At 30.2% G+C, this 17,269-nt stretch carries 19 protein-coding genes; 11 read left to right on the top strand and 8 right to left on the bottom strand.

Going from position 1 to position 17,269, the window contains the following annotated elements; genetic code table 11:
- The first annotated feature begins 1 nt into the window (after position 1).
- Both HA143_RS03745 and HA143_RS03740 read left to right on the top strand, forming a co-directional pair.
- On the top strand, positions 2 to 1,504 hold the full coding sequence (locus tag HA143_RS03745; protein WP_245210850.1) for a PhnE/PtxC family ABC transporter permease: 1,503 nt from the start codon (positions 2 to 4) through the stop codon (positions 1,502 to 1,504).
- Positions 1,505 to 1,553: 49 nt separating this feature from the next.
- Entirely contained in the window at positions 1,554 to 2,198 is a 645-nt protein-coding gene (locus HA143_RS03740; protein WP_209083290.1) for a GDSL-type esterase/lipase family protein, read from the top strand.
- A 16-nt stretch (positions 2,199 to 2,214) separates the two neighbouring features.
- On the opposite strand, the gene HA143_RS03735 is transcribed toward HA143_RS03740, so the two are convergent.
- The 3 genes from HA143_RS03735 to HA143_RS03725 are packed head-to-tail and all read right to left on the bottom strand — an operon-like array spanning position 2,215 to position 4,191.
- Positions 2,215 to 2,958, bottom strand: coding sequence for a TIGR00297 family protein (locus HA143_RS03735; protein ID WP_209083289.1), 744 nt, complete (start codon positions 2,956 to 2,958; stop codon positions 2,215 to 2,217).
- A 6-nt stretch (positions 2,959 to 2,964) separates the two neighbouring features.
- Positions 2,965 to 3,738 (bottom strand): 16S rRNA (uracil(1498)-N(3))-methyltransferase, encoded by a 774-nt coding sequence (locus HA143_RS03730; RefSeq protein ID WP_209083288.1) that lies wholly within the window; start codon positions 3,736 to 3,738, stop codon positions 2,965 to 2,967.
- Between the two features lie 9 nt (positions 3,739 to 3,747).
- Positions 3,748 to 4,191: a DUF3531 family protein gene (locus tag HA143_RS03725; protein ID WP_209083287.1), complete on the bottom strand. Its 444-nt coding sequence runs from the start codon at positions 4,189 to 4,191 to the stop codon at positions 3,748 to 3,750.
- An 83-nt stretch (positions 4,192 to 4,274) separates the two neighbouring features.
- Between HA143_RS03725 and HA143_RS03720 the strand changes: the two genes are divergently transcribed.
- Together HA143_RS03720 and hslO are read left to right on the top strand one after the other, a co-directional pair.
- Positions 4,275 to 4,922, top strand: coding sequence for an ABC transporter ATP-binding protein (locus HA143_RS03720; RefSeq protein ID WP_209083286.1), 648 nt, complete (start codon positions 4,275 to 4,277; stop codon positions 4,920 to 4,922).
- Complete coding sequence (gene hslO / locus HA143_RS03715; RefSeq protein ID WP_209083285.1) at positions 4,912 to 5,814, top strand: Hsp33 family molecular chaperone HslO; 903 nt, start codon at positions 4,912 to 4,914, stop codon at positions 5,812 to 5,814. The genes HA143_RS03720 and hslO overlap by 11 nt, the downstream gene beginning before the upstream one ends.
- Here the strand turns inward: hslO and HA143_RS03710 are convergent, their stop codons facing one another.
- The 3 genes from HA143_RS03710 to HA143_RS03700 are packed head-to-tail and all read right to left on the bottom strand — an operon-like array spanning position 5,815 to position 8,909.
- Positions 5,815 to 6,492, bottom strand: coding sequence for a CPP1-like family protein (locus tag HA143_RS03710; RefSeq protein WP_209083284.1), 678 nt, complete (start codon positions 6,490 to 6,492; stop codon positions 5,815 to 5,817).
- Between the two features lie 51 nt (positions 6,493 to 6,543).
- Entirely contained in the window at positions 6,544 to 8,181 is a 1,638-nt protein-coding gene (locus HA143_RS03705; RefSeq protein ID WP_209083283.1) for a peptide chain release factor 3, read from the bottom strand.
- 32 nt (positions 8,182 to 8,213) lie between these two features.
- Entirely contained in the window at positions 8,214 to 8,909 is a 696-nt protein-coding gene (locus HA143_RS03700) for a class I SAM-dependent methyltransferase (RefSeq protein ID WP_209083282.1), read from the bottom strand.
- Between the two features lie 131 nt (positions 8,910 to 9,040).
- On the opposite strand from HA143_RS03700, the gene nrdJ reads away from it, so the two are divergent.
- Together nrdJ and HA143_RS03690 are read left to right on the top strand one after the other, a co-directional pair.
- Positions 9,041 to 11,374, top strand: coding sequence for a ribonucleoside-triphosphate reductase, adenosylcobalamin-dependent (gene nrdJ / locus HA143_RS03695; protein WP_209083281.1), 2,334 nt, complete (start codon positions 9,041 to 9,043; stop codon positions 11,372 to 11,374).
- An 88-nt stretch (positions 11,375 to 11,462) separates the two neighbouring features.
- Entirely contained in the window at positions 11,463 to 11,729 is a 267-nt protein-coding gene (locus tag HA143_RS03690) for an RNA recognition motif-containing protein (protein ID WP_032525935.1), read from the top strand.
- Here HA143_RS03690 and HA143_RS03685 read toward each other — a convergent pair.
- Entirely contained in the window at positions 11,726 to 11,926 is a 201-nt protein-coding gene (locus HA143_RS03685) for a hypothetical protein (protein WP_209083280.1), read from the bottom strand. The genes HA143_RS03690 and HA143_RS03685 overlap by 4 nt on opposite strands.
- Positions 11,927 to 12,232: 306 nt before the next feature.
- Between HA143_RS03685 and HA143_RS03680 the strand changes: the two genes are divergently transcribed.
- On the top strand, positions 12,233 to 12,334 hold the full coding sequence (locus HA143_RS03680; protein WP_209083279.1) for a DUF4278 domain-containing protein: 102 nt from the start codon (positions 12,233 to 12,235) through the stop codon (positions 12,332 to 12,334).
- Positions 12,335 to 12,388: 54 nt separating this feature from the next.
- Here the strand turns inward: HA143_RS03680 and HA143_RS03675 are convergent, their stop codons facing one another.
- Complete coding sequence (locus HA143_RS03675) at positions 12,389 to 12,643, bottom strand: hypothetical protein (protein ID WP_209083278.1); 255 nt, start codon at positions 12,641 to 12,643, stop codon at positions 12,389 to 12,391.
- Between the two features lie 102 nt (positions 12,644 to 12,745).
- Between HA143_RS03675 and HA143_RS03670 the strand changes: the two genes are divergently transcribed.
- From HA143_RS03670 to HA143_RS03655, 4 genes are read left to right on the top strand one after another with little or no spacing between them, the layout of a single operon-like run.
- On the top strand, positions 12,746 to 13,642 hold the full coding sequence (locus HA143_RS03670; RefSeq protein ID WP_209083277.1) for an AAA family ATPase: 897 nt from the start codon (positions 12,746 to 12,748) through the stop codon (positions 13,640 to 13,642).
- Positions 13,629 to 14,567, top strand: a complete 939-nt coding sequence (locus HA143_RS03665) for a DUF58 domain-containing protein (protein WP_209083276.1) — start codon at positions 13,629 to 13,631, stop codon at positions 14,565 to 14,567. Before HA143_RS03670 ends, HA143_RS03665 begins: the two co-directional genes overlap by 14 nt.
- A complete protein-coding gene (locus HA143_RS03660) occupies positions 14,567 to 16,558 on the top strand; it encodes a transglutaminaseTgpA domain-containing protein (RefSeq protein WP_209083275.1) in 1,992 nt (663 codons plus the stop codon). The genes HA143_RS03665 and HA143_RS03660 overlap by 1 nt, the downstream gene beginning before the upstream one ends.
- The gene (locus HA143_RS03655; protein ID WP_209083274.1) at positions 16,558 to 17,262 is read left to right on the top strand and encodes a hypothetical protein; all 705 of its coding nucleotides are present in this window, start codon (positions 16,558 to 16,560) and stop codon (positions 17,260 to 17,262) included. Before HA143_RS03660 ends, HA143_RS03655 begins: the two co-directional genes overlap by 1 nt.
- The last annotated feature ends 7 nt before the right edge of the window (positions 17,263 to 17,269 follow it).

Here is a 17,269-nt window from a genome sequence, read left to right as displayed (position 1 = left end):
GTTGAATAAATTAAAATTAAACTATACCTCAATATCTTTTCTTCCAATTTTGGTTTGCATACCTATAGGGTATCAATTAATAACTAATTTACATTTTGGAGGACTTAATTTATTCCAAGAATTCGTAATTTCTGCATTTAATCCCAAGATCGATAATGAAATCATTATTACCTTAATTAATAGATTAAATGAAACTATATTAGTTGGTTTTATTAGTTGGTTAGTAAGTATTATTTTTGGAGCTATTTTGGGAATATTATCCTCAAATATTTTTTATAAAATTTTTAATATTCCAAAATTTTTCTACAGCATAATAAAGTCTTTTCTAACAATAATTAGATCCATTCATGAACTAGTTTGGGGACTATTATTAATGCAAATATATGGTATAAATTTTTTAATAGGAATATTAGCTTTATGTATTCCTTATATTGCTGTAAATTCAAAAGTTTTTGCTGAACAATTAGAAACTATTGACTACAAAAGTTTTGAATCCATAAACCAAATAAATGCTCCTAAATTTTCTTCTTTATTAACTTTAATATGGAATCCAATAATAAATACATTTAAAAATTTTGGTTTATATCGATTAGAGTGTTCAATAAGAAGTACTGTGATGTTAGGATTTTTTGGGTTTGGAGGAATAGGTACTAGTATTTTTTTATCTTTTCAAACTTTAAATTTTAGAGAGTTATGGACTTATTTATGGTCCTTAGCAATTTTGATAATTCTTTCTAGAGTAATATTCAAAAAAATAAAATTTAACAACACGAATAAAATTATATCTATTTCTTTAATTGCAGTTTTTTTTACAACAATTTTATTTACTTTCTCATATTTCCTTTATTTTGTTTTTAAAAATAATTTTGAAAATTTTCATTCTATTAATTATCTATTTAAATCAAGCTCGGATTTAGAATTATTTGATTTCTTAAGACTCATATTGGATACAATAATCTTAAGTCTTTTATCGACAGCAATCGCAATTAGTTTACCTCCTTTAGTTATAGGGATTTTCAACAACAATACTTCTAAGATTATTATAAGAATCTTTGCATTTTTATTACGTTTAATACCTACACCTTTAATACTTCTAACTCTATTAACTTTTAATAATCCTTCTTTATCTTTAGCAGCCTTAACATTAGGTCTTCATAATGCTGGCATTACAAGCAAATTACTTTTTAAAAATCTAGATATACAAGACAAGAGAAATTATATCGCAATGAAATCTTTAGGAATCTCAAAAAAGACTAGTTGGCTTCTAGGCTTATTTTCTCAACAAGCAAAAAGTTACCTAGCATATTGCGCTTATAGATCTGACATAATTATTAGAGAAACTGCAATAGTTGGGGTGATTGGAAGTGTCGGTCTAGGTTGGCAATTGCAAGAATCACTAAGTTCTTTCGCATGGCAAGAGGTTATCAAAGTTTTGATAGCTTATAGCTCCATCGCAATAGTTGGCGAATTAATAAATGGTAAAATAAAAAATAGTTTAACTTGATTTGTAAATATATTTTGTTGAATCAAGTGATTATTTTTTTCCAGTTATAGTGATTAGTTTACCAAAACAGCTAGTTGTAATTGGAGATAGCTCAGTTTATGGATGGGGAGATAATGAAGGTGGCGGATGGTGTGAGAGGCTAAGAAAAGATTGGTCCAAGAACCAAAGTGGGCCAGTTATTTATCAACTTGGAGTAAGAGGAGATGGGATAGAAAAAGTTTCATCTAGATGGGAAAAAGAGTGGTCATCTAGAGGAGAAACAAGAAGAAATAAACCTAAAGCAATCCTGCTAAATGTTGGTCTTAACGACACTGCCGCAATTGGGCAGAAAAATGGAAGGCGTCAATTAGATATCGATGGATTTGAATATGGATTAGAGAGATTAATTAATGAAATGAGCTCTCAAACAAATGTCTTTGTTCTTGGTCTGACGCCGGTTGATGAAAACAAAATGCCGTTCGCAGGATGTCTATGGTACGCAAATGATTTTTGTAATTCTTATGAAAGGAGAATAGAGGAAGTATGCCTCAATCAGAATGTTCCATTTCTACCTACTTTTAGAGAAATGTACTCGGATCAAAGGAGTAAGAATTGGATTACGCCTGATGGAATTCATCTAAATTCCGAAGGTCATTTTTGGATTTTCCAAAGACTGAAGAGCTGGGATATTCTTACAAAATGGAAGAATTCCTAAGTATTTCCTAATATTTTTAATTTAAAAAAAATGAGTATAAAATAAGTGAAAAGATAGCAAAAATGGAAGCAATGCTTGTCTGAATAGCATTCACCAATTCATTACTTAATTTATATTTATTTTGAAATTTGGCCCCAATTATACTTTCAGAAAGTGTTGCCAAAAAACCCGAAACTGCAACAATTATAAAATGGTATTTTGTAGAAATAATTGATAGACAAAGCATTATAAAAGCCATAAATATTGATCCCAATAGACTAGCTAATGTTCCTTCTAAACTTATTCCTCCTTCAGTTCCTCTCTCAACTTTTTTAAGTGAAGTAATTAAATATGTATCTTTCCCAAATCTTTTCCCAATCTCACTACCAAAAGTATCCGCCAATTTTGCAGCAAAACTTGCAGCAAAACCTATTTTAAAAAAGACCAAGTTAGCAAAATTAAATTTGGTCATCATGGCAAAAAATAATCCTGTAGCTGCAGAGCCCCACACATTTTCAGGACCTCTTCTCCCACCTCTTTTTTCGGCTATTCCTTGTTCTTTTTTAAATTTATAACCTATTTTGGTTACTAAAGAGCCAAACAACAAATAAATTACAACTGATATCCAACCCTGCCAGGACAAACATCCCCACAAAATAGTTCCTAAAATACCTGCACTTATCCACCCACCTTTTGTCATCAAAGGAATCTTGCAGAATATATAAATCAAAATAAAATTAATGCAAAAACCTATAAAAAATTGATTTGTAGTCAAACTCATTTTTATCTAATTCCTTAATTTCAAATCATTTCTCCATTGGTTTAGAATTGAAGATACGTTAATACTAGCTGTTGAAGTTCTTAAGATATTGTCAGAGAGTTTAACAAAGTTATTATTATTTTTATTAAAAAAATCAATTTCTCTTGAAGACCAACCTCCTTCAGGACCAATTACATTCCATAAAACACCTCCTTTTTTATTTAAAAATTCTTGCTGTTTTTTTAACCATTGGTTTAAGTCATAACAATTATCTTCTCTGGTTATGGAAATTGAAACTCTTTCTTGATTATCTCTACTTTTTATCCATTCAAAAATATCTATAGCATTTAAAATAGATGGTTTCCATAATCTCTCACTTTGTTCAACTGCTTCCTTGATAATTGAATTCCATCTAACAAGTTTTCTCGTGAAATTCAAATTTTTGTTGACCTGTCTTTCTGAAAATAATGGTTGTATAAAATCAATTCCTATCTCAGTACACATTTTTAAAATATCCTCAAAACCACTTTTTGGTATAACAACAGCTATTCCCAATAAGTAAATTTCTTTTTCTTGAAAAAAGTAAGGTTTTTTTAATTGACTTATCTGTAAATAATCATTCTTAACTTTTGTAGCTTTCCATAAGGAACCCTCACCATTAGCTATAAATATTTCTTTACCATTTTTTATCCTCATGACTTTATTTATGTAATGAGCCTCATCATTAGTGAGTTTTAAATTATTGTTTTTAATATTTACAATTCTTTCATCCGAAATAATTAATCTTGTTAAGTCTTCCATTTAAAATATTTAATCTTTGAAAACCAAATCCTCATGTTGTTCAATAGCCCAATCACTATTTTCACCACCAATAATTAACTCTTCAATTTTTACATAATTATTTGATATCTCATTCAAAGAATTAATTAAAATATCTATTGAAAGCGAATCTGAAGTTCCAAAATCAACCCAACATCTCGCCCATAAATTTTGATATTCCATAATTCCTAAATTATGCATTAATGCTGGAAGAGATGCATTTTTTTGGTCATTATCGTAGGACATCCAACTGAGATCTGAACCCTCTTCATGAGTTTGCAAATTTTCAGAGTTAAACCCCCCTAATCTTCCTAAAACGTACCAACTATCAAAAACACCATCTAAATAATTTTTTTCATCTTGTGTTGGTGATTCTGAAAACCTTATCCATATCCAACAGTTAAAAGGATCAACTTCTCTAAAAACAATATTCATATTGACTAATGGTTTTTTAGATCTATGGCTATTATAAGTAAGTTATTACTAGATTAAAATTTGTACCTATAATTTAATTAATAATGCTTGATTTAAAAGAAATATCTTATCAACCTCAAACTGGTGAAAGAAAAATAATAGACAATCTTAATTTAAAAATTCATGAAAATGAAATCATATTAATTTGCGGCAATAGTGGTTGCGGGAAAACAACCCTAATCGAAATAATAAGCGGGTTAACAAATCCCCAAAAAGGAAAAATTACTTGGAATAATAAAATTTTATCTTCTAGGCAAAGAAGATGGTTTTGTGGAGTAGTATTCCAATTTCCCGAAAGATACTTTATAGGCACAACCATTGGGGAAGAATTAAAAATAGGCCATAAATCTTTAAGAGAAAAAAATATAGCAATAGTTTTAAATAAGGTCGGTTTGAAAAATTTAAATCTGACTCAACTACCAGAACAACTTAGCGGCGGAGAACAAAGGAGATTAGCTGTAGCAGTTCAGCTACTTAGAAACCCCTCAATTCTTTTACTTGATGAACCAACTGCTGGATTAGACTGGTCAATGAGAAATGATGTGAAAAATTTAATTCTTGATCTAAAAAATAAAAAAACAATTATTATTGTTACTCATGAACCAGCTTTATTTGAGGGCATTCCCTCTAGGATGTTCATTCTAGATAAAGGGAAAATCAAAAATTTCATAAAAGAAAATTATGAAGGATAGGATAGTTCGGGCTACAGCAGCTAATGGAGGAATAAGATTAGTTGCGGTCTTAACAACAGAATCTTCTTTAGAAGCTAAAAAAAGACATGGTCTTTCTTATTTAACCACCTGTATCTTAGGAAGAGCATTTAGTGCTTCACTGCTTTTAGCAAGTTCGATGAAGATAATGCATGGGAGAGTTACTTTAAGAGTTAGATCTGACGGACCTTTAAAGGGATTGCTGGTAGATGCAGGAAGAGATGGAAATGTTAGGGGTTATGTAGGGAATCCTGATTTGGAATTAGATCTTGTAAAAACAAATAATAATAAGTACTTTTTTGATTTCACAAAAGCATTAGGTACAGGATATTTAAATGTTATAAGAGATAGTGGAATTGGAGAGCCCTTTACTAGTACTGTTGAATTAGTAAATGGGAATATTGCAGAAGACTTGGCTTCATATTTATATCATTCAGAACAAACTCCTTCCGCTGTATTTATTGGAGAAAAAATTCAAAATAAAAGTGTTATTTGTAGTGGTGGCCTATTAGCTCAAGTTTTACCAAAAAAAGATACTGATCCGTTATTAGTCTCACTACTTGAAGAAAGATGTAAAGAAATTAATGCTTTCAGCGAAGACCTTTTTCAGTCAAAAGATAATCTCCTTTCGTTAATAAGAAATATATTCCCCGATATTGACGATAAATCAATATCTGAAAAAGCTCGTTCTCAAGAAGTTAGTTTTAAATGTAAGTGTTCCAAACAAAGAAGTTTAAATGCAATGAAAATGCTAGATAAAAGTGAGTTGGAGGATATTCTCAAGAAAGAGGGTAAAGCAGAGTTGGTTTGTGAATTTTGTAAAAATAAATATTTGATAACTTATGAAGAAATCAGATCAATGATAGAAAATTAATCATAAGAAAATTACGCCCAGCCATAAAATAATCATGGCGGGGATACTTTGAACTTTTTGTATTGATAAAGAATTATTTGATATTTCCTGAATGAAAGAATTAGTTTCAAGTAATCCACCGAATATTAATCCTATTGAAAGAAATGTAACACTCCATCCTAAAGAACCTATGAATCTTTTTCCCGATTTAATTTGTGTATAGGTAAGTATTAACGTTGATATAGAGAGTAATAGTCTAATATTAGAATCTGGACTAATTAATAGAAAAATTAAAAATAATATCCCAACAGATAACTTTACTAAAAGGTTTTCAAAAGAAGGGGTAGTTATTTTAGGAAGGCTATACTGACTTGATTTGTTAGCGTTATTATTTAAATTTTTTATCTTAGAAAGCAGTGGAAATTTATTTTTTGTAAATTCATTTATTTGTTTTTCCTTTTTTGAAGCACTCTCAGCTGCAAAACTTACATTACCTGATTGTCTGGCTTTCAAACTATCCATAAGTAATTGATCAAAGGAAGATTCTATTTTTGCTTTTAAAATCAAATCTTCACCAGCTTCTTTAACTTTAATGTCTCTAGCTTTCTGAATATCTTCAAAAGCAGCATCTTTACTTACACCTAAAATTTCAAAAGGTGATTTCTCGCTATTGTTTTTTTTACTACTGTTTGAATCCAAAATTTTTTCCCTATACTAACAGACTAACCAATTTTGTAATCCATTAAGGCTTTATAAGGCAATTGGTTCTACTCCACTAACAACGGGAGCAACTTTATTTAAATTCAAGTGATTATTATCTTCAACAAATTGATTTAGATTCCACTCGTTTTTAAAAAGGATAACTGGTCTATTCCAAGAATCTTTAACAATTTTACAATTGAATACTCTTCCAAGTTTTTCAATAGCTGGCCAACCATCAAAAACCCATCTAGCCAATTGATATGGCATTGATTCAAGATTTGCATCAACGCCATATTCACTTTTTAATCTGTGAGTTACTACTTCCAACTGTAGTTGACCAACAGCTGCAAGTATAGGATCTCTTTTGCTCTCATCAAAGTCATAAAGAATCTGAACAGCACCTTCTTCACGAAGTTCATTCACACCCTTTCTAAAGTTTTTAAATGCTGAAGGATTTGGATTTCTTAGCCAGCTGAATATTTCAGGACTAAATGATGGTATACCTTCGTATTCTAGATGAGTACCTGTGTAAAGAGTATCTCCTATAGAAAACATTCCTGGATTATTTAAGCCAATAACATCACCAGGATAAGCATCATCAACTACTTCTCTGTCTTGTCCAAATATTTTTTGTGGTCTTGATAATCTAATTGTTTTACCAGTTCTGGAATGTTTAACTGACATATCCTTTTCAAATTTTCCACTACAAACTCTTATAAAAGCAACCCTATCTCTGTGCTTTGGATCCATGTTTGCTTGAAGCTTAAAAACGAACCCACTAAATTCATCACTTGCAGGCTCAATATCCCCTTTATTACTATTTCTTGAGGTTGGTTTTTGGGCCATTTTCAAAAAACTATCTAAAAATGGTCTTACACCAAAATTAGTCATGGCAGATCCAAAGAAAACAGGAGTTAAAGAGCCATTAAAAACTTTTTCTTTTTCAAATTTCGATCCTGCCTCATCAAGAACCTCCAATTCTTCAAGCGAGATCTCAAGTAAATCTCTCTCTACATATTTTGATAGCTCTTTATCTTCAAGACTTAATCTTTTCTCATTTGATTGTTTCCCTCTTACGGCTTTATCAAATAAAATAACCTCTCTTGAAAATCTATCAATAACGCCCCTAAATTCCTCGCCACTCCCAATTGGCCAGTTAATAGGTAAAGTATTTAATCCAAGTTCTGATTCGATTTCATCAAGTAAAGAAAATGGCTCTCTTCCCGGTCTATCCATTTTATTTATAAAAGTAAATATTGGTATTTTTCGCATCTTGCAAACTTCAAACAATTTTCTAGTTTGGGGTTCTAATCCTTTAGCAGCATCTTCCAACATAACTGCATTATCAGCAGCAGCTAATGTTCTATAAGTATCTTCAGAGAAATCTTGGTGACCTGGTGTATCTAACAAATTGATTACTGATCTTTCATATTCAAATTGCAATACAGTTGACGTAATTGAAATACCTCTTTGTTTCTCAAGTTCCATCCAGTCTGAAGTGGCTTTTCTCTGATTACCCCTAGCCTTTACTGCTCCTGCCTGTTGAATAGCTCCTCCATACAAAAGAAGCTTCTCAGTAAGTGTTGTTTTCCCAGCATCTGGATGTGAAATAATTGCAAAATTTCTTCTTTTATTTACCGCATCCAGAATATCTTTATTATTTGAAATTTTAATACCTAAGCTCATTTATCTAATATTCAGGGCCATACACTTTGTTCTTAAACATTACCATAGACTATTAAATATTTATCACCATCTGCAAACACTTCTAAAGAAGATAGATCATTCTCTAAAGTGAAATTTTTTAATTCTTTAAAAGTATATGAAGCTCTTAAAGATGCATAATAATCATTAGTCAAAATCTCATTATATTTATTTGAACATTGTATTTTTAGTGCTAGGGCGGAATTTTCATCTAATGGCCTTTTTAAGTCCTTGTGAAAATTTACAGTGTTATTACTAGACAAACTTCTTATAGTGTTAAAGAAATCTTCAAGATGAGTAATGTGATGGATCAAACTATTACTTACAAGTAAACTAATTTTTTTCTTAAGTAAAAAATCAGTTAATTTAATGTCTTTGATATCAGAACAGATGTAGCGTAAATTTTTTAATTTTCTTTGATTCTTAGATATCTCTTTGTTATATTCTGCTCTCAAAATCATTTCCTTAGAACCATCTATGCCAACTACTTCAGTATTAGGCCATTTAATAGCTAACTTTTCAGAAATATTTCCTGGGCCGCATCCTAAATCAACAATTAAATCTTTTTCATTTAAAGAAATATTTTTTCTAAAAAGATAATGATTAATTTGATTAACTAGTTTAACTTCCCCTTCTGAAAAATCAGCTTCGTCATAAGAAATTACCTGATCTTTTTTTTCCATCAATTCAGGTTCAGGGATTCTTTCCATATCCTTTGTTAAACAAAGATTTCATATTAAACATAATTCTACACAAACCATTAAATAGTGGTAAGAATAGTTGCAGACGCCACAGGTAGAGTTATTCTGCCATTACGGGTTATTTACATACATTTTTTATCGTGACTGTTGCATCAAATAAAGCTTCTTCAGAGAGCAACTCCAATAATCTTAAAAAAGATGATTTTCCAAAGACAGCACCAGCTGCCTATCCTGTTTTTTTTAGATCTTACAGTAGGAAAACTTCCTCTGGCAAACGAGAGAACTGGAGCGAAGTAGGTGAAAGAAACTTATCAGGCTTAAAAGAATTAGGAAAACTTTCTAATGAAGAATTGATCTTAATGAGAGAGATGCAAAGTAACCAAAAAGCCCAACCTTCAGGGAGATGGCTATGGATTGGGGGAACTCCTTGGATTAATAAGAACCAAAATTTCTCAGGAGCATACAACTGTACTTCAACAAACTTAATTGATTGGGAAGCCTTCGCTTTGATGATGGACTTAGCAATGATGGGATGTGGAACAGGTGCAATAATTGAGTCTCATTTTATAAACAATTTACCTACGGTAATAAACAAAATAAATATCAAATCAGTTAGTGAAGTTGGAATAACTCCTAAAGATAAAAGAGAAGAAAAATCATCTTTAGAAATCAAAGGAAAAGATCTTCACATAAAAGTTGGAGATAGCAGAAGAGGTTGGGTAGATAGCTATAAATATCTTCTTGAGGCATCAAGTAACGAAAGTCTTGAAAGAGAAATTGATGTTTACATTGACTTGGAAGATATTAGACCTGCTGGTGAATCATTAAAAGGATTTGGTGGAATGGCAAATCCTATTAAATTGAAAGATCTCTACTCTAGAGTCGCCTCACTGCTAGGAAAGGCAATTGGTAGGAAGTTAAGTACCGTAGAGTGTTGTTTATTAATTGACGAAGCTGCAGTAACCATAGTTGCTGGGAATATAAGAAGAAGTGCTGGAATGAGACAGTTCGCCTCAGATGACATGGAAGCAGCATCTGCCAAAGAAAATCTATGGAGTCAAGATGAGAAAGGTAATTGGAGAATAGATCCTGAAAAAGATGCGCTCAGGATGGCGAACCATACCAGGGTTTACCACACTAAACCCTCTTACCAAACTATTTTGGATGCTGTCACAAAACAATTCAATTCAGGTGAGGGTGCTATTCAATTTGCTCCAGAAGCAATAGCAAGGTCAAATGCAGATATTCTCACAGATGATGAATTGAAAAAGGAATTTATTGAAATTTACTCAGAACAAGGTAAGGATGAAGCAAGAAATTGGATAAATGCTAGTTATGGTCCATTTTCTGAAGAAGAGCTAAATCACAGAATGAGTAGATATGGGCTTAACCCTTGTGGGGAGATTTTGGGAAATGATTTTCACTGTAATTTGGCTGAAGTTCATTTAAATCAGATTGATCCCGATAATTTTGAAGAGCAGAAAAAGGCATTTAAAGCAGCAGCTCTTTCAGTAGCATGCTTACTTAATCATGAATTTGAAGTTGAGCGTTATAGAAAAAGTAGGGAATATGACCCCATTGTAGGGGTTAGTTTTACTGGATTATTTGATTTCTGCGTCCATGCCTTTGGTACTCCATGGTTAAAGTGGTGGGAAGCAGGTAGGCCCGATAGTGAAGAAGGGAAGGCTTTCAGAGAGAAGGAAGCTAAGTTCTTAGACTCATGGAGAACAACAGTAAAAGAAACTGTCTGGGAATATTGTGATAAACATAATCTAAGAAGACCAAACCGATGTACAACTGTTCAGCCGGCTGGGACTAAAAGTCTTCTAACTGGAGCAGCTCCAGGATGGCATCCGCCAAAGGCTCAAAGATTCATAAGAAGAATAACTTTTAGGAAAAATGATCCTATCGCTTTAGCATGCATGGATTATGGTTATTCAGTTGTTCCATCTCAATCTGATAAAGATGAGAATGGCTGTTTGCTTGATAATCCATTTGATCCAAGATGTACAGAATGGTTAGTAGAAATCCCAACAGAAGTAAGCTGGGCAAATATAGAGGGTGCAGATCAGATTGATATCAATAATTTCTCAGCATTAGCTCAATTTGATTTTTATATGCAAGTGCAGAAGTTCTACACAGAGCATAACACCTCTGCAACAGTAGAATTTAGAGAAAATGAAATAGAGGATTTAGCGAAAGCTATTCATAGTGCGATAGATAATAATGAAGGATATATTTCGGCAGCATTACTAGCTCGATTTAGTGCCAACGCAACTTTCCCGAGATTACCTTTTGAACCAATAAGTAAAGAGGAATATATATCATTGCAAAATAAAGTAATAGAGAGAAAAGTTAATAACGATTTCTTTGACGCTCTCAATAAATATGATGTTGGAGAACTATCTGAAGCAGGTCCAGCAGGTTGTGATTCAGATAAATGCCTTCTTCCTCTGGCTAAACCAAAAGATTAAGTTTTAAATTATTTGTAAATAAAAAATATAAATTAGTTTGTAAAAATTTAATTTATGGCTACCTCTTAAATAGGGACATAAATTATTTATGACATTAAGCTTAAATATTGGGAACTTATTTAATGATTCCTCTAGTCATGCCTTAGTGGATGAGCTAAGAAAAAGAACATCAGAAGAGGATATATTAGACTTTGAAGAAAAATTTAACTCAAAGAATGAAAAAAATCTACATATATACATATGTAGATTTCTCAAAAACAGATCAATATCTAGGGGATTGGCCTCTAAATGGTTAATAACAATAATTAAAAATAAAGAATCAAAAATTAATTATTTGCAAAAATCAAATAATTAAGTGAGCGCTGTGAGTCTCCATAGAGCAATTCCAAAAATTGAGATTCCCATAATAAAAGTAAAAGCCAAAGCATTTACTAATTGAACCTTCTCATTCATTCTGCCTGCAAATGGTAGTAAGTCAGCAAATAATGGAGTCCATTGTGTATTGGCAGAGTTAGATCTTTGTCTTGTAGGTTTTTTGCTTTGAGAAAACATAAAACAAATTTTATAATATTCAGAATTTTACATTTAAAAAGCGTTTAAATAAAAAATACTTCTCAAAAAAGTACAAAATGTAACCTGTAAGAAAGTTTAAAAAGATAAACGTAAATATTTTCAACTAGAAGACTAATTTCATGATTAATATATTATGTTTATTTTTTAAAAAACTAGACAAACAATTTTCTTAGATGTTATTATAAATCTGTAGCAACCGCTACCAAAACGTTCAACTTGCTTTTAGCAAGCCGCAGATCGACTTAAGCCATGGAACGGGGACTTAAGCGAAACCGGAGCTTAAAAATGACTCTAATTTACAGAGGACAAAAGTACGTCCAGAACAAAGAAGTTGCAAAAAAAGAACATACTACACTTACTTATAGAGGCAAATCTTACACAAACTAAATCTTAAGATTTAGTCCAAGAAAAACCTACTTTATGTAGGTTTTTTTTTTGAATTTAGTTTTTACATAATTTGGTATAAATATCCGACAACCCTCCAATCCAAGCACCTTCTTTACCAAAAGTCTCCCAATCAGAAGAATTTGCTGCTTTTAATTGCCTTAAATAAGATTTTTCTATCTCATTAACAATCCTAATGCAGTAAGTATTCAAGAAAGAATCTGCATCCTCCTTTGTCTTGATTTCTGAAAAAATTGGCGCTGTAAAAGCTAAAGTTAAGAAAAAAAAATAAAATAAAAAATTTTTTTGCATTAATGTTTTTATTATCTATACTTTCTTATCCTAATAAAACTACTATATTTAAAATTAATAAATTAAATTTTCCCAACAAATAATATTAATACAATATTTCTGATGAAAGAAAAAATAAGGGATCTAATTAGTTCAATAAATAATGTGATCCTAGGGAATGAAAAACAAGTTGAATTAGCTGTAATTTGTTTACTATCTAGTGGTAATTTGCTAATAGAAGACCTGCCAGGGACTGGTAAATCTACTTTATCTAGAGCATTAGCAAAATCTTTTGGCTTAGATTTTAAATCAGTTCATTTTACAAACGATCTTTTGCCTTCAGATCTTATTGGAATAAATATATTTAAATCTGAGACCTCATCTTTTATTTTTGAAAAGGGACCAATCTTTAGCAATGTATTACTTGCTGATGAACTCAATAGAGCAAGTCCACGGACCCAAAGCGCTTTGTTAGAGGCTATGAATAGTAATGAAATTAATGTTGATGGAGAACAAATGCAATTACCAACTCCTTTTTTTGTAATTGCCTCGCAAAATCCACTCAGTCAAGTTGGCACCTCTCCTTTACCAGAATCACAATTAGATCGCTTTCTGATGAGAATTTCACTTGGGACACCTTCTAGAGATTCTGAAAAAAGGATTTTAAAGGGAAAAAAAGTTTTAGTAGATTCTATAAACGAAATAATTTCTATTCAAGATCTCCTAGAAATTCAAAATTATATTGATAATTTAGAGTTCTCAGATGAATTATATGAGTATATTTTAGATTTACTCGCAGAAAGTAGAAAATTAAAAAGTGGTGGTCTTAGTACCAGAGCAGCAATTGGAATTGTTAATGCATCGAAAGCATGTGCCTTTATCAAAGGTGATAAAACAATCCTCCCAGATCATGTACAGTTTATTTTTAGTTCAGTTACAGAGCACAGATTAGATAATGGATTCAAAGAAGAAGTTCTAATCTCAGAAAACATTTTGAGAAAAGTAGATGCAATTCGTTAATCAAAAGAATTGGTTTTATAAAAGGTTTACAACACAATCTAAAAATATAAAACTTGGTTTTAATAGTCTCTATATTTTCCCAAATCTATTCGGATTTTATTGGATACTAGCAACAATTGTTTTATATATTTTAGGAACAAATTTAGAGATTAATTTCACAATTTTCATTTCTTATTTAATGCTAACAGTAATGATTATAAGCCTATTCCTTACTCACTTTAATATTCATGGCTTAGAATTAACTTCCACAAATCAAAGAATATTCTTTGCAAATTCAAATATTTATTATGAAATTATTATTAATTCAAATACCTATAGAAAAAACATCAAAATAAAATTTATCGGTAAAAGAAATAAATTTACTTTAATAGAAAAAGTTGAGGGACAAATAAAAAAATCATTAATCCTAGAGAAGAAACAAAGAGGGATTTATAATCCAGATACTATTTATGGAATTTCATCTTCCCCCCTATCTTTATTTAATTGTTGGTTTTACTGGAAACCATGCAATAAATTAATAGTTGCACCTGAAAAAAAGAAAGGCCCCTTAAAGGTTGAATACATATCTAATAATAACGAGTCACAAAGTAACGAATTAAAGAATAATACAGGTGATGAACTAAACGAGGTCACATACTATCAAAAAGGTGAAAAGAAATCATTGATTCATTGGAAATCTCTCGCTCGATCAAAAAATCTTTTATCCAAGAAGTTTAATAGCTCAACTTCAGAATATAAATGGCTTGTTCTAAATGAAAACTTGCCCCTAGAAGAATCTCTTGAACATTTGTCTTTTGAAATCCATAATCAATATATAAATAATAAAATTTATGGCCTTAGACTGACAAAAGACTATTACATTAGCCCTGATAGCGGAGATAAACATTATTTGAAATGTCTTACCACATTAGCCATGTTTAACTAATGAAGAAATTCAAGAGAATCATATTAATCGTTTACTTAATTATTTTTCTTAATTTATTACTATCAAAAAATTTATTAATAATTAATACTATCTTCATAGCGACTAATTTATATTTTGCAACTTTCCCAAAACTAAGTCAAAAGAGTATAAATACAATTGCCTTATTTGAACTATTACTTTGGGGAATTAATGCTTATATTGCTGTTATAAATAATTTTGATATTTGGTTCACAGCTCTTAATAATCTTTTGTGGTTACTTACATCAATAAAATTAATAGAAGTTAAAAACAATATAAATGTTAAAAATATAATTATATTATTGTTATTAAGTATTGGCACAACAGCATTATTCAATATTTCTTTTGCAAGTAATACAATAAATCTATTTTGTTTCTTTTTAGTTTTATATAGTTTATTAAGTCTAAATAAATACCAAAGTGAGAATTTTATAAAACAATTATTTCTTTTACTTTTATTATTACCAATTACATTAATTTCTATATTTGCTATTCCTACTCCTAAGCCTTGGTTAAAGTTTAATACAACAACATTAGCCAAAACGGGGCTAAGTAATGAGTTAAGACCAGGAGATATAAGTTCACTTGCTCAAACTGAAGATTTAGTTGGAAGAATTTTCTTTAAAAATCAACTTCCAAGATCAGAGAATCGATACTGGAGAGTATTTGTTTTAGACAAATTTGAGAATAATACTTGGGTAATGAATACAAAAAAATACGATGATAAATATTTTCAAACCTATAAATTCCCAGGGATTTCTAAAGATAAAGAGATATTAGATTATGAGAAATGGATTTTAGAGCCAAATTATATTAAACAAAGGCCTTGGAGTGGGAATGGTAATTTGATTACCAAAAAACTCCAAATAACAGATAAAGGGACACTATTAAGTGAAGAGATACTAAAAAGAAGAGAAGAATATCAAGTAATACCTTCAAATAATTCATGGAGAAAAAATGCACCTAAAAAAATAAGTTTTGATGCAATAAGTTCTAACAACAAAAAGCTCTATAACTTATCTAGAAAGTGGTTAGAAGAATCATCCAATCCATATGAAATAGTCGAGAAGGCTAAAGAATGGTTTTTAAAAGCTAATTTAACTTACTCAATAAATCCAGGATTAATGAATAAAAATGCGCCGTATGATGACTTTCTTTTTAAGAAGAAGATAGGTTTCTGTGAGCATTTTGCTGGAAGTTTTGCTTTGTTAATGAATTATGCCAACATACCTTCAAGAGTCGTAATTGGTTATCAAGGCGGTGAAATATTTAGGAATCATGAAAATCAACAATATATTTTGATTGACAATTCATATGCTCATGCTTGGAATGAGATTTGGATAGAAGATAAGGGTTGGATAAGAATCGATCCAACTGCATGGGTTTCTCCAGAAAGAATAGAAAATTCTCTATTAGAATTCAAAACCGAAAAGTCTAACTTCAACAAGTTTTCAAGAAATATAAATCTGAATTTATTAAATAATCTATCCAGAATCGAAATTAGTTTTAATAATTTATTTGATAAAATAAACATACAGTTAAATAAAATATCATTTTCAGAAAACAAAATAATTAATAATTTAATAAGTCTATTTTTAATAGCATTATTCATTTTATTAACAGTAATTTTATTGTTACTTAGTAATATATCTTTTGCTAATAAGAATTTGATTAGGATAAATTTAGACCGGTACTTTGACATACTTGGCTCATATGGAATTAAAAAGAAAAAAGGAGAAACATTAAAGAACTTATCTTTACGAATTGGCAAGTTTTACCCAAAAATATCTAGACATGCCAATAATTTATACTTAACATATAATAATTACAAATTTAGCAATAGAGAATTTTCAAAAAACGAATATATTAGAATATTCTACAAAATTTTATTGTGCGAAATTAAAATTTTATCTTACATTGGATACAAGAATTTTAAATCAGTATATTTTAACTTTCTTAATTATAAAAATTAATGTCAATTAAACCTTCTAAGATTAAGAGCCTCTTTATTTTTCTTTTTATTTTTTTCTTATCTTCTTGTAAAAATCTCCCTAATAACTACAAAGGGAATTCGAAAGTTTATAAAGAAATCGAATCAATCGATATTAATAATCTAATGGTTAGATTATTAGAATCTGATAAGAATTTAACTCCTAAATTAAATTATAGTAAAGATGGTGGGTCTTACTATAGTTATATAAAAAAGCCTGGAGAAGGTGACTTATCCCTCAAAGAAATAAAAAAAAGAGTTTCATTAGGGAGCCAATTTTATGAAAAAGATAGGGAAAATATAAAAATGCTCCTTGGAAAGATAAATGAATTAAAAATCAACAATACCCTCAGTTATATAGAAAGCGGAGCTCTTGGTCTTTGGATACCAAACAAAGAGCAAATTGTAATTGATTATAAAGTTATTAGTATGGGTTCTCCAACATTTTTAGATGTTTTAAGTCATGAAATTATTCATGTCGCACAAAGTTGTTCTACGAGTTCAAGAAAAAATTTCCCAAAAAGAATAGGTCTTCCACTTGAGTTTTCAAAGGAAATAAATTTAAACTTATCTCATAATGTTTATAGTAGAAATTCAAAGGAGGTTATGTACTTAGAGAGGGAAGCATTTACATATTCAAAAGTTGATGGAGCAGCAATAAAATTATTGAACAAATTCTGTAAATAGGAACTAT

The sequence above is a fragment of the Prochlorococcus marinus CUG1415 genome (assembly GCF_017696015.1).
GTDB classification, from domain to species: Bacteria; Cyanobacteriota; Cyanobacteriia; order PCC-6307; family Cyanobiaceae; genus Prochlorococcus_A; species Prochlorococcus_A marinus_AE.
The sequence above is the reverse complement of the archived record's forward strand: the minus strand, read 5'-3'. Positions and strand labels throughout refer to the sequence as shown.

What these genes read in the sequence shown, in the direction of transcription:
- HA143_RS03720 (WP_209083286.1), top strand. Translation starts at nt 4,275, where the DNA reads ATGCTTGATTTAAAAGAAATATCTTATCAACCTCAAACTGGTGAAAGA.
- HA143_RS03655 (WP_209083274.1), top strand. Translation starts at nt 16,558, where the DNA reads ATGTCAATTAAACCTTCTAAGATTAAGAGCCTCTTTATTTTTCTTTTT.
- HA143_RS03665 (WP_209083276.1), top strand. Translation starts at nt 13,629, where the DNA reads ATGCAATTCGTTAATCAAAAGAATTGGTTTTATAAAAGGTTTACAACA.
- HA143_RS03675 (WP_209083278.1), bottom strand. Translation starts at nt 12,643, where the DNA reads ATGCAAAAAAATTTTTTATTTTATTTTTTTTTCTTAACTTTAGCTTTT.
- HA143_RS03725 (WP_209083287.1), bottom strand. Translation starts at nt 4,191, where the DNA reads ATGAATATTGTTTTTAGAGAAGTTGATCCTTTTAACTGTTGGATATGG.
- HA143_RS03685 (WP_209083280.1), bottom strand. Translation starts at nt 11,926, where the DNA reads ATGTTTTCTCAAAGCAAAAAACCTACAAGACAAAGATCTAACTCTGCC.
- HA143_RS03670 (WP_209083277.1), top strand. Translation starts at nt 12,746, where the DNA reads ATGAAAGAAAAAATAAGGGATCTAATTAGTTCAATAAATAATGTGATC.
- hslO (WP_209083285.1), top strand. Translation starts at nt 4,912, where the DNA reads ATGAAGGATAGGATAGTTCGGGCTACAGCAGCTAATGGAGGAATAAGA.
- HA143_RS03735 (WP_209083289.1), bottom strand. Translation starts at nt 2,958, where the DNA reads ATGAGTTTGACTACAAATCAATTTTTTATAGGTTTTTGCATTAATTTT.
- HA143_RS03730 (WP_209083288.1), bottom strand. Translation starts at nt 3,738, where the DNA reads ATGGAAGACTTAACAAGATTAATTATTTCGGATGAAAGAATTGTAAAT.
- HA143_RS03705 (WP_209083283.1), bottom strand. Translation starts at nt 8,181, where the DNA reads ATGAGCTTAGGTATTAAAATTTCAAATAATAAAGATATTCTGGATGCG.
- HA143_RS03680 (WP_209083279.1), top strand. Translation starts at nt 12,233, where the DNA reads ATGACTCTAATTTACAGAGGACAAAAGTACGTCCAGAACAAAGAAGTT.
- HA143_RS03690 (WP_032525935.1), top strand. Translation starts at nt 11,463, where the DNA reads ATGACATTAAGCTTAAATATTGGGAACTTATTTAATGATTCCTCTAGT.
- HA143_RS03700 (WP_209083282.1), bottom strand. Translation starts at nt 8,909, where the DNA reads ATGGAAAGAATCCCTGAACCTGAATTGATGGAAAAAAAAGATCAGGTA.
- HA143_RS03660 (WP_209083275.1), top strand. Translation starts at nt 14,567, where the DNA reads ATGAAGAAATTCAAGAGAATCATATTAATCGTTTACTTAATTATTTTT.